13 protein-coding genes are annotated in these 11,503 nt (G+C 68.2%); 4 read left to right on the forward strand and 9 right to left on the reverse strand.

The window, feature by feature from the left end:
- The first annotated feature begins 175 nt into the window (after positions 1–175).
- Complete coding sequence (locus tag V7053_RS01350; protein ID WP_334170463.1) at positions 176–781, forward strand: potassium channel family protein; 606 nt, start codon at positions 176–178, stop codon at positions 779–781.
- A 36-nt stretch (positions 782–817) separates the two neighbouring features.
- On the opposite strand, the gene V7053_RS01355 is transcribed toward V7053_RS01350, so the two are convergent.
- The 6 genes from V7053_RS01355 to V7053_RS01380 form a co-directional block, all read right to left on the reverse strand.
- On the reverse strand, positions 818–994 hold the full coding sequence (locus tag V7053_RS01355; RefSeq protein WP_334170464.1) for a DUF4236 domain-containing protein: 177 nt from the start codon (positions 992–994) through the stop codon (positions 818–820).
- A 27-nt stretch (positions 995–1,021) separates the two neighbouring features.
- Positions 1,022–1,246 carry a hypothetical protein gene (locus tag V7053_RS01360; RefSeq protein ID WP_334170465.1) on the reverse strand — a complete coding sequence of 75 codons (225 nt, stop codon included), beginning with the start codon at positions 1,244–1,246 and terminating at the stop codon, positions 1,022–1,024.
- A gap of 88 nt (positions 1,247–1,334) precedes the next feature.
- Positions 1,335–1,511 (reverse strand): hypothetical protein, encoded by a 177-nt coding sequence (locus V7053_RS01365; protein WP_334170466.1) that lies wholly within the window; start codon positions 1,509–1,511, stop codon positions 1,335–1,337.
- Between the two features lie 229 nt (positions 1,512–1,740).
- Positions 1,741–2,067 carry a cupin gene (locus V7053_RS01370; RefSeq protein ID WP_334170467.1) on the reverse strand — a complete coding sequence of 109 codons (327 nt, stop codon included), beginning with the start codon at positions 2,065–2,067 and terminating at the stop codon, positions 1,741–1,743.
- Positions 2,068–2,097: 30 nt separating this feature from the next.
- Complete coding sequence (locus V7053_RS01375) at positions 2,098–5,130, reverse strand: bifunctional [glutamine synthetase] adenylyltransferase/[glutamine synthetase]-adenylyl-L-tyrosine phosphorylase (protein ID WP_334170468.1); 3,033 nt, start codon at positions 5,128–5,130, stop codon at positions 2,098–2,100.
- Between the two features lie 6 nt (positions 5,131–5,136).
- Entirely contained in the window at positions 5,137–6,477 is a 1,341-nt protein-coding gene (locus tag V7053_RS01380; RefSeq protein WP_334170469.1) for a glutamine synthetase family protein, read from the reverse strand.
- Positions 6,478–6,551: 74 nt separating this feature from the next.
- Between V7053_RS01380 and panB the strand changes: the two genes are divergently transcribed.
- Positions 6,552–7,439 (forward strand): 3-methyl-2-oxobutanoate hydroxymethyltransferase, encoded by an 888-nt coding sequence (gene panB / locus V7053_RS01385; RefSeq protein WP_334170470.1) that lies wholly within the window; start codon positions 6,552–6,554, stop codon positions 7,437–7,439.
- A gap of 30 nt (positions 7,440–7,469) precedes the next feature.
- On the opposite strand, the gene V7053_RS01390 is transcribed toward panB, so the two are convergent.
- On the reverse strand, positions 7,470–7,658 hold the full coding sequence (locus tag V7053_RS01390) for an SPOR domain-containing protein (RefSeq protein WP_334170471.1): 189 nt from the start codon (positions 7,656–7,658) through the stop codon (positions 7,470–7,472).
- Between the two features lie 39 nt (positions 7,659–7,697).
- Between V7053_RS01390 and map the strand changes: the two genes are divergently transcribed.
- Together map and ppgK are read left to right on the forward strand one after the other, a co-directional pair.
- Entirely contained in the window at positions 7,698–8,576 is an 879-nt protein-coding gene (map, locus tag V7053_RS01395) for a type I methionyl aminopeptidase (RefSeq protein ID WP_334170472.1), read from the forward strand.
- A gap of 76 nt (positions 8,577–8,652) precedes the next feature.
- Positions 8,653–9,450, forward strand: coding sequence for a polyphosphate--glucose phosphotransferase (ppgK, locus tag V7053_RS01400; RefSeq protein WP_334170473.1), 798 nt, complete (start codon positions 8,653–8,655; stop codon positions 9,448–9,450).
- A gap of 101 nt (positions 9,451–9,551) precedes the next feature.
- On the opposite strand, the gene nrdR is transcribed toward ppgK, so the two are convergent.
- Positions 9,552–10,040, reverse strand: coding sequence for a transcriptional regulator NrdR (gene nrdR / locus V7053_RS01405; protein ID WP_334170474.1), 489 nt, complete (start codon positions 10,038–10,040; stop codon positions 9,552–9,554).
- 68 nt (positions 10,041–10,108) lie between these two features.
- The gene (gene hisD, locus V7053_RS01410) at positions 10,109–11,488 is read right to left on the reverse strand and encodes a histidinol dehydrogenase (RefSeq protein ID WP_334170475.1); all 1,380 of its coding nucleotides are present in this window, start codon (positions 11,486–11,488) and stop codon (positions 10,109–10,111) included.
- Between the last annotated feature and the right edge of the window lie 15 nt (positions 11,489–11,503).

Here is an 11,503-nt window from a genome sequence, read left to right on the forward strand (position 1 = left end):
CCCTCTCGCTCCGCCCGAACCCGTACGAGTTCGAGCTCTACTTCGGCGTGTAGCCCTAACGGGCACAGGCGGGCATAGCGCGCAGAGTCCGCACGATTCGACCGCACCTTCTGGTCGTCGAATCGTGCGGACTTTTTTGTGTCGGCGACTGCCAGTCACCTATAGCGTTCGAACCATGCTGGACTACGCCGTCCGGCTATCGCTTGCGCCAAACCGCTCCCGTTGGTTCGTCCGCAACCTCCATGAACTGGCCATCCTCGCGCTCCCCGCGTTGAGGCCGCTCCGGCTCCTTCGGCTGGTCACCTTGCTCAAGGTGGTCCATTCCAGGGCGGGCAATGCCCTTCGGGGGAAGATCCTCGTCTATGTCCTGGGCTCGGCCACGATGCTGGTCTATTGCGGAGCCCTCGCAGCGCTCGATGCTGAGCAGAACGCCCCGAATTCGAACATCAAGTCAATCGGAGACGCGCTGTGGTGGGCCCTTTCGACCATCACGACAGTCGGGTACGGCGACCACTACCCGGTGACCGCGGTCGGCCGATTCGCTGCAGCAGGTCTGATGCTGGCTGGGATTGCGGTGCTCGGGGTGGTCACGGCGTCTATCGCCTCGTGGCTCGTGGAGAGCGTCTCTGCCGAAACAGCGGCCAAGACCGCCGCGAGCACGGCGGCGGCCTTGGAGGCGATAGACGAACCATTGGAGGACCAGATACGAGCGCTCACGGCAGAGGTCACCCGGCTCACCGCGGCGCTGGAGGCTCGCCGGCAAGGACCTTCGGCGACCTAGGGGAAAGCGATGTGGCTCGCTTTCCCCTAGGGACCCCTAGCGGCGCTTCCCGCCCAGCCGCCACGTGATGCCAGGGGCCAGCCTCAGCGTGACCCTGCCCCTGCTGTTGACGGTGACGGGACCCACGCGCTCGCTCACCGAGAGGCCGGACTTGGAGACGTTCACCGCAGTGTTCTTCCCCACGGTGAAACGTTTGCGGTAGATCAGGCCCATGTCGTTCCCCTATTCTCGTGCCCGCGGCTAACCAAGCGCCCGGGCTACGTCCACGATCATTGAGCAAGGCCACGGCTCCCCGCAGGCGGCGCACGGAAAGCCCGTCAGCTCGGACGTAGGTTGATGTCTTTCCACGACTGGACGCCACATCTCGGCGGTCGCCACGACGTGCTGCGAATCGCTCGAACGCAGCGCGTTCAGCTTGCCCAGAATGCCGAGGTAGAGCGGCGCGGCCAACTCCCCCTTGTTCATGCCCGAAGCGTACCTCAGGACCCGAGACTTTGGCTGTCAGAAATCAGGGAGCACTCGCTCATTCGCCCCGCGATCCGGGCGGACGCGGCTACTGACCCCGCCGCCACGCGTCAAAGGCCGCCGCACGGTCGCGTTCCCTCATCGCCTCGAGAGTCCGCACCAGCTTTCCCTCGCTCGCTGCGAGGGCGACCGCGGCGTCCTCCAGCCGTTCGACGAGGCTCTCAAGTCGGCTGAGATCGACTGACGGAGCTGCTTCATCACTCATCTCTCTCCCTTCCCTCGCCGGATCCCATCGTTGGCGGGGCCCGTGACAAGTCAACTGTCCCAATCAGAGGCCGCGAGAACATGCGTACCCGGTACTCGAATCCGCGCAGGCGAAGGGCGGGCACCACGTGCTGCTCGAGCGTTGTACTCGCCAAGCCCACTCGCCGCCGAGTCAGGTACCTTCCGCTGGCCGTCGTGATGGCCTTGTGAGGAACAGCGGACGACGGCGGTCAGCCGGCAATCGTCGAGAGGATCAGCACGGCGTCGCCCAGCGCAACCACGTCGTGGCGCGGCCCGGGCAGTGCGACGAGTCCGCCCTCCTCGACCCTCGTCTCCCCCTCACCGGCCCGAACGAGGACCGATCCGGACAGGACATGGAGCGTTGCTGCCTCGGGTTTCGGATGGTCGCCGAGCGCCTGACCGTCGAGCAGGGCGATGAGCGTGTGCCGGAGTCTGCCGTCATGCAGAAGCGCCCGCGCGCTGCGTCCGTGGGGGCTTACCCTCGCGCGGTCGAGCTCCAGTTCGGCCGCCGCCGCGACGTTGACCAGCTCTGCCATCCGTGCCCTCCTTGACCGTGTCCGCGACCGTCAGCGGCTGACGGCGTAGAACTTCTCCTCGAATACATGGCGTGTGCGGCGCGTGAGCTGAAGGTACTGCTGCTCGAGCGCGCTCGCCTGGCCGGGGGCGTACCCGCACCACCGTGCGACGGCCTCGAGATCACGTCGGGACGACGGCAGCATGTCCGAGGGCCGGCCCGTCCAGACCACGTTCGCGCTGCGGATCCGGCTCGCAAGTCGCCATGTCTCGGCGAGCAGCGTCGCCTCCCGTTCTTCGAGGAACCCCAACTCGGCCGCTGCGTACAGGCCTCCGAGAGTCGACGTTGTCCGGAGCTCTGGATGCCGGGCCGCGTGCTGGAGCTGGATGAACTGCACGAGCCACTCGACGTCGCTGAGGCCGCCGCGGCCGAGCTTGAGATGGCGTGCCGGATCGGCTCCGCGCGGAAGCCGCTCCGCCTCGACTCGGGCCTTGATCCGCCGGATCTCCGTGACGTCGGCTGGCGAGAGCTGCTCGGGGTAGCGCACGCTGTCGGCGAGCCGCATGAAGTCGGCGGCCAGACCGTCGTCGCCCGCCATGGGACGCGCCCGCAGGAGCGCCTGCCACTCCCACACGAGCGCCCACCGCCGGTAGTACTCGGCGTACGAATCCAAGGAGCGCACGAGCGGCCCCGCCTTGCCCTCGGGCCGAAGGTCGGCGTCGAGCTGCAGTGTCCGCTCGGCGAGAACCGCGGGCCGAATCGGCTGCGTCAGAAGGCCTGACATCGCGCTGACGATTTCCTTCGCCTGGCGCTGTGCCTCCCCGGGATCCGCGCCGGGGAGCGGACGGTGCACGTACATGACGTCTGCATCCGATCCATACCCGATCTCGCGGCCGCCCTGCCGACCCATCGCGACGACGAGCACGTGCGTCAGGAGCGGCCCGCGGGCTGACGCCTGATCCTCGGCGACCCGCAGAGCACCGAGCACGGCGGCCTGATCCGCGTCGGCGAGGGCGTTGCCCACTGCGTCCTGGTCGAGCAGGCCCGCGCTGTCGGCGATTGCGGTACGCAGGATCTCTCGACGCCGGATGAGCCGGACGAGCCTCATGCGCGCGGTCGGGTCCTCATGGCGGGAGATCTTGGACTGGATCTCCTGCCACTGCGCCTCGAGAGGCACGGGCGCGAGGTCCCTTTCATGGCCCAGCCACGCCACGGACTCGGGTGAGACCTCCAGAAGGTCCGCGATAAGCCGAGAATTCGCGAGAACGTGGCACAGACGCTCGGCTGCCGCGGCCGAGTCCCGCAGCATGCCGAGATACCAGTGCGTCGTGCCCAGCGCTTCGCTGACCCTGCGGAACGCGAGCAGGCCAGCGTCCGGGTCGACGCCCTCGGCGAGCCAGTCGAGCAGGACCGGCAGGAGTTGGCGCTGGAGGGCCGCACGACGGCTGACGCCCGCTGTGAGCGCCTCGATGTGCCGCATGGCCCCCTGCGGATCCCGATAGCCGAGCGCGGCCAGACGCCCCTGAGCGGCCTCGGGCGAGAGCTTGGCCTCCTCGGGGCTCAGGTTGGCGACGGTGTTGAGGAGCGGTCGATAGAAGATCCGCTCGTGGAGCTCCCTGACGCTCCGTTTGGTCCGATGCCATGAGTCGAGGAGGGCCTCGGGCGAGGCCTTCCCCGTGTCCATCACGCCCTGGACTGCGCGTGCCAGCGCGCGGAGAGCGTCCTCCTTCACGGGCATGAGATGAGTCCGGCGCAGCTGGGCGAGTTGGATCCGGTGCTCGAGGAGACGGAGCCTGCGGTACGAAGCATCGAATTCGGCGGCCGCGCTGCGCCCGATGTAGCCTCCTGCAGCCAGGGCCGCGATCGCGGATGTGGTGTCCCGGACGCGGAGCGTCTCGTCCGCACGCCCGTGAACGAGCTGGAGGAGCTGCACAGTGAATTCGACGTCGCGCAGGCCGCCCGCTCCGAGCTTGATCTGCCGATCCGCCTCAGCGGGCGGGATGTGCTCGGTAACGCGCCGACGCATCGCCTGGACGGAGTCCACGAAACCTTCGCGACCTGCGGACGCCCACACGAGCGGCGCGACCGCCTGCTCGTACCGGCGTCCCAGTTCGGCGTCGCCCGCGATACAGCGGGCCTTGAGAAGGGCTTGGAACTCCCAGCTCTGGGCCCACCGGTCGTAGTACGCAAGGTGTGACGCGAGCGTCCGCACGAGGGGACCGTCCTTGCCTTCCGGGCGAAGATTCGGGTCGACCTGCCACAAGCCAGGCTCCCGGGCTGTCCCGGACACCGCGCGGGAGAGGCCGGTCGCGAGCGAGGTGCCAATGCCCAGGATCGTCGAGGCGTCGAGTCCCGAGTCGTCGTCGGCGTCCACGACATAGATGACATCGACGTCGGAAATGTAGTTCAGCTCGCGCGCCCCGCACTTGCCCATCCCGATCACGGCGAGGGCGACGGCGCCAACCGCCTCGGTGCCGAACGTCGCCGCGGTCTCGGCCCGGGCGACGGCGAGCCCCGCCTCAAGGGCCCCAGCCGCGAGATCGGCAAGCTCGGCGGCGGCGATGGGGAGGAAATCGGTCGGAGACGCCGCGCCCAGGTCCCGGATCGCCAGTTCGCAGAGATGGCGGCGATAGCGAATCCGGAGCGCCTCCCATGCGTCGGCCCCGGTCCTGCTCGAGACCGGGCGCGCCGACGCGGGGTCCGCGCCGACCGAGCGAAGGAGCGAGGCCCGCAACGCCACGGGGTCCGCTCCCTGCGGTTCGGCGGAAGGAACCACATCGAACACATCGACGTGTTCGGGGTGCCGGATCAGGAACTCGGCGAGCGCCTCTGACGCCCCGAGAAGCCGGAACAGCGGCTCTGAGCGTGCCAGGCCAGCGTCGACGGTCGCCCGAAGACGGGGCTCCTTCTCAAGGAGGCGCACAAGCGCGACGAGCGCCCCGTCCGGATCCGGCGCAGCCCCGAGACCCTCGAGCAGAACCTCCTCGTCGATCCCAACGAGCTCGGGTGCCCCAAGAAACCGTTCGGCCCGTTCCGGGTCCGACGAGCCGAGGGCGATGAGCCGTCGAGTCAGGCTTGGCGCCATGGCTGACTAGAGGATGCCGAGGTTGCGATGCAGCTCGTAGGGAGTGACCTCGAGGCGATACTCGTTCCATTCCTGGCGCTTGTTGCGCAGGAAGTACTCGAACACCTGCTCGCCGAGGATCTCTGCCATGAGCTCCGAATCCTCCATGGTGCCGATTGCATCGTAGAGGCTCGCTGGAAGCGGGGAGTGGCCGAGCACGCGCCGCTCGGCCGACGTGAGGGACGAGATGTCGTCCTCCGCCGCTGCCGGCAGCTCGTACTCCTCCTCGATGCCCTTGAGCCCGGCACCGAGGAGGACCGCGTACGAGAGGTAGGGGTTGGTCGCCGAATCAATCCCCCGGTACTCGACGCGCGCCGACTGTCCTTTGCCCGGCTTGTAGAGCGGGACGCGGACGAGTGCGGAGCGGTTGTTGTGACCCCAGCTGAGGTAGCTCGGCGCCTCGCCGCCGCCCCAGAGCCGCTTGTAGGAATTCACGAACTGGTTCGTCACGGCCGTGAACTCGTTCGCATGACGGAGCAGGCCAGCGATGAAATGCCGCGCCGTCTTGGAGAGCTGGAACTCCGCGCCGGGTTCGTGGAAGGCGTTCGAATCCCCCTCGAAGAGGGAGAAGTGCGTGTGCATCCCGCTCCCGGGGAACGCCGTGAACGGCTTCGGCATGAACGTCGCGTAGGCGCCCTGCTGGATGGCGACCTCCTTGACGACCGTCCGGAACGTCATGATGTTGTCCGCCGTCTGGAGCGCGTCCGCGTAGCGGAGGTCGATCTCGTTCTGGCCCGGGCCGCCCTCGTGGTGGCTGAACTCGACGGAGATGCCGACCGACTCGAGCATGTTGACGACCGTCCGCCGAAAGTCCTGGGCCACGCCCCCGGGGACGTGATCGAAGTAGCCGCCCTGATCGATGGGAACAGGCGCGCCGTCCGGACCCAGGCGGTCGGACTCGAGGAGGTAGAACTCGATCTCCGGGTGCGTGTAGCACGTGAAGCCCATCTCGGCGGCCTTCGCGAGGGTGCGCTTGAGGACGTTTCGGGGATCCGCCGGCGACGGCTCGCCGTCGGGCGTCAGAATGTCGCAGAACATCCGCGACGTCGGCTCCGTCTCGCCGCGCCACGGCAGGATCTGGAAGGTCGAGGGATCCGGCTGGAGCAGCATGTCGGACTCGGAGACGCGGGCGAGGCCTTCAATCGACGAACCATCGAACCCGAGCCCCTCCTCGAAGGCGCCCTCCACCTCGGCGGGCGCCAGGGCGACTGATTTGAGGGAGCCGACGACGTCGGTGAACCACAGACGAACGAAGCGGACGTCGCGCTCCTCGATGGTCCGGAGCACGAATTCCTGCTGACGGTTCATGGGGGAAGTCTCCCTTACGGTAACGGGCCTGAGCGCTTCCCCCACTCTACTCAGCTTGGACTAGTCTCGGTGGTATGGTCCCCTCCACTCCTGACGAGTCTCCCGCGCCCTACGGATCCGGGCCGCGGCCGGCTGGCGCCCTTTCCGCGGGCCGCCCCGGGGCGCGCGTGCGCATCCACCATCTCGCCGCGGCGAAGCAGCGCGGCGAGCGCTTCGCGATGCTCACCGCCTACGACCAGTACGCGGCCCAGATCTTCGACGAGGCGGGCATCGAGGTCCTCCTGATCGGCGACTCGGCCGCCAACAACGTCTTCGGCTACGAGACGAGCCTGCCCGTCACGGTCGATGACCTCCTCCCCCTGTGCCGCGCCGTCGCCCGTTCCGCCCGCCGGGCGCTCGTCGTCGCGGACCTGCCCTTCGGCAGCTACGAGACCTCCCCCGCCCAGGGCGTCGAAACGGGCGTGCGCTTCCTCAAGGAAGGCCTCGCCCACGCCGTGAAGATGGAGGGCGGGGCCTACTACGCGGACACCGTCCGCGCCATGGTCCAGGCCGGCATCCCCGTCATGGCCCACATCGGCTTCACCCCCCAGAGCGAGCACGCGCTCGGCGGCTACCGCGTCCAAGGACGGGGCGACGACGCCGCGCGCCTCATCGAGGACGCCAAGGCCCTCGAGGCGGCCGGGGCCTTCTGCGTCCTCATGGAGATGGTGCCCGCCGAGACCGCCGCCGCCGTGGACGCCGCGGTCAGCGTGCCGACCATCGGCATCGGCGCGGGCGCCTCGACCACCGGCCAGGTGCTCGTCTGGCAGGACATGGCGGGCCTACGAGGCGGCGAGGGCACGCGGATCGCCAAGTTCGTCAAGCAGTACGCGGACCTGCGCGGAACCCTGCTCGACGCCGCCCGCCGCTACGGCGAGGACGTCCGCTCAGGCACCTTCCCCGGGCCCGAGCACAGCTTCTAGCCCCGGCGCCTTCTAGCCCCGGCGCGGCCCTCAGTCCCGGTCCGACCAGCCGTCGCCGTTGGCATCGTCCGGGTCCCACGACCGGTTCCGCTCCTTGACCTTCTCGAGCGCGTGCTCGGCCTCTTCCCGTGTCGCATAGGGCCCGAGAAGCTGGGTCCAATCACTCATCGCGTCCTCTTCGACCTGATGGGTGCGGACGTTGTACCAATACTGCGTCATGCCGCTCGCCCTCCGTTCCCTCACGAGTACACTCAGCCTATGCCTTCACCGTCACCCACGGCACCCGTGGGCACACTTGTGCCCGGGTCCGTCTCGCCACTGCGCACCGTTCCGGGATCGATCCCCCGGCCCGAGTACGTCGGCAAGGACGGCCCGGAGCAATACCAGGGCAACGACGTGTATTCGCCGGAACAGATCGATCGCATCCGGGCAGCCGGGAGGATCGCGGCGCAGGCGATCGTCGAAGTCGGGCGGCACATCCGCCCTGGGGTGACGACAGACGAGCTCGACCGGATCGGCCACGAGTTCCTCGTGTCCCACGGCGCCTATCCCTCGACGCTCGGCTATCGAGGCTTCCCGAAGTCGCTGTGCACGTCGCTCAATGAGGTGATCTGCCACGGCATCCCGGATACGACCGTCCTCGCCGACGGCGACATCATCAATATCGACATCACCGCTTTCAAGGACGGTGTCCACGGCGACAGCAATTACACGTTCCTCGTGGGAGACGTGGACGACGAGTCGAGGCTGCTCGTGGAGCGGACGCAGGAGTCCCTCCGCAGGGCCATCAAAGTCGTCGCGCCCGGCCGCGAGATCAATGTGATCGGACGCGCGATCGAGTCGTACGCCAAGCGGTTCGGCTACGGCGTGGTGCGCGACTTCACCGGGCACGGAGTAGGCGAGGCCTTCCACTCCGGGCTGATCATCCCGCATTACGACGCCGCACCGGCTTACAGTCGGGTGATGGAGCCGGGGATGGTCTTCACGATCGAGCCGATGCTCACGCTCGGCAGCATTCAGTGGGACATGTGGGACGACGGTTGGACCATCGTCACACGCGACAGGCGGCGGACCGCTCAATTCGAGCACACGCTCGTGGTCACCGAGACGGGAGCCGAGGTCCTGACCCTCCCTTAGCCCGCTGTCCGGCTGGCCGCCGCCCGACCCCACACCACCCTATGAACACCTCCCCTACCTGCGAGAGGCGCAACGCATGTCCAAAGACGACAAGAAGAAGTCCACCCACCTCATCGGCGTCGACATCGGCGGCACGGGGATCAAGGGCGGAATCGTCGACCTCAAGAAGGGGAAGCTCGTCGGCGATCGTGTGCGCATCGACACGCCTCAGCCGGCCGCTCCTGAGCCGGTGGTCGAGGTCGTCGCTCGGGTCGTCGAAGAACTCTCAGCCCGGGACGGAGCGCCGGCCAGGGACACCCCGATCGGTGTGACGTTCCCCGGCATCATCCAGCATGGGGTAGCCCATTCGGCGGCAAACGTGGACAAGTCGTGGATCGACTTCGAGATCGACAAGTTCTTCAGCGAGCGCCTGGGGCGCCCTGTCGAGGTGATCAACGACGCCGACGCTGCTGGCCTTGCCGAAGTCCGCTACGGCGCCGGCAAGGGCGTTGACGGCACGGTCCTCGTCATCACGCTCGGAACGGGGATCGGCTCAGCCTTCGTCTTCGACGGCAAGCTCGTTCCCAACGCCGAGCTCGGGCATCTCGAGATCGACGGCTTCGACGCTGAGAGCAAGGCCTCCGCCGTTGCACGGGAACGGGACGGCATCGGCTGGGAAGACTACAGCGTCCGCCTCCAGCGCTACTTCTCCCACGTCGAGTTCCTGTTCTCGCCCGAGCTGTTCATCGTCGGTGGCGGCATCTCGAAGCGCGCCGATGAATACCTCCCACGGCTCAAGCTCCGCACCCCGATCATCCCGGCCGAGCTCAAGAACGAGGCTGGGATCGTGGGGGCCGCGCTTCAGGTGGCCATCCACCACAAGCTCAGGAAGTAGTCAGGCACAGGCCTGACGAGGAGGAGCCCGTTTCCGGCAGCTGCCTCGTCAGGCCTGTCCTGTTCGCCCTGTCAGCCGGCGTTCGCCCTGTCAGCCGTCGCCTACGGTGACTCCGCGTCGAGGCTGCCGCCCGACGCCGCTTCGGTCTGCTCCGACCGGAGCAGCTGGATCGCGGCCTCGAAATCCTCGAGCGAGTCAAACGACTGGTACACGCTTGCGAACCGCAGGTATGCGACGTGGTCCAGTTTCCGCAGGGGCCCGAGGATGGCCAGACCCACCTCGTGGGCTTGGATCTCCGCGGCCCCGCTCCCCCGGACCGTCTCCTCGACTTCTTGGGCCAGCATCGCGAGATCGTCCTCGGTCACGGGGCGGCCCTGACAGGCCTTCCGGACGCCGTTGATGACCTTGGACCGGCTGAACGGCTCGCCCACCCCCGAGCGCTTGACGACGGTCAGGCTCGTCGTCTCGATCGTGGTGAAACGCCGCCCGCACTTCGGGCACTGCCGTCGCCGACGGATCGCAGAGCCGTCGTCCTGGATGCGGCTGTCGACGACGCGCGAGTCCGGGTTGCGGCAGAAGGGGCAGTACATCCCTCAATTCTAGGGTGGGCCGGGAGCACCGCCAAGGCGATGACCACTAGATGTAGTGGTCGCCCCCACTAGGGGCGGGGGTCGAACTCGCGCTCCTCAAACCGACGGGCGACGGCGTCGCCATGCCCGGGGAGGTCCTCGGCGTCGGACAGGCTCCTGATGTGGCGGGCCACGGCGTCGAGCGCTGCCTCACTGTAATCGACGATCTGGACCGCCTTGAGGAACGTCGCGACGTTCAGTCCGGACGAGAACGCTGCGGTCCCGCTCGTGGGAAGCACGTGATTGGAACCGGCTGTGTAGTCGCCGAGGCTCACGGGGCTGTAGTCGCCTACGAAGATCGCCCCCGCGTTCCGGATGCGCGTCGCCACCTCAGCCGCGTCGGCCGTCATGATCTCGAGGTGCTCCGCGGCATAGGCGTCGCATACCGCTATGCCTGCATCGACGTCGTCCACGAGGACCGCGCCCGACTGACGCCCGGACAGCGCAGTCAGGACCCGCTCGCGGTGCTTTGTCACCTCGGCCTGTTCGGCGAGCTGCGCGCGTACGGCCTCGACGAGCGCGGGCGAGTCCGTGACGAGGACCGAGCCCGCGCGCGTGTCGTGTTCCGCCTGACTGATGAGGTCGGCGGCAACCAGCTCCGGCCGTGCAGTGCAGTCGGCGAGGATGGCGATCTCGGTCGGTCCAGCCTCGGCGTCAATGCCCACGATCCCCTTGACGAGGCGCTTGGCGGTGGCCACGAAGATGTTTCCGGGCCCAGTCACGACGTCAGCTGGCTCGATCGACGGCAGGAGGCCCTCGGCGTCCTCCGCCGAGGGAATCCCGTAGGCGAACGCGACGACTGCCTGAGCCCCGCCGATCGCATAGACCTCATCGATGCCCAGCAGCGCGGCAGCGGCGAGGATGGTCGGATGCGGAAGCCCTCCGTTGTCACGCTGCGGGGGTGAGGCGAGAGCGATGGACCCGACGCCCGCGGCCTGCGCCGGAATCACGTTCATGATCACCGAGGACGGGTAGACGGCGAGGCCACCGGGGACGTACAGCCCGACCCGACGCACGGGCACCCAGCGCTGGGTGACGGTAGCGCCGTCGCCGGGCCGAACGGTCACGTCCGCCGGCCGCTGCGCCTCGGCGAAGAGCCGAGCGCGCCGAATCGACTCCTCGAGAGCGGCGCGCACGGACGGATCGACCGATTCGAGCGCCTGCACAATTGCCTCGGCGGGAACACGCGGGTGGCGCTGCGCGACGCCGTCGAACTTCTCCGCGAACATCGACAGCGCCGCAAATCCGCCCGAGCGGACGTCAGCGATGATGCCGCGGACCGCGTCCTCGACCGCCGCGCCCTGCTCGGCCTCGAGCCGGGGCACGAGGGCCCTGAGTTCGGCGAGACCGAGGCTCCTGCCCCTGAGGTCGATCGTGCGGAAGTCGAGGGCGGATGCTGGCGATGTCACCCGCCCAGTCTACGT

The organism is Sinomonas sp. (assembly GCF_036848755.1).
Classification (GTDB): Bacteria; Actinomycetota; Actinomycetes; order Actinomycetales; family Micrococcaceae; genus Sinomonas.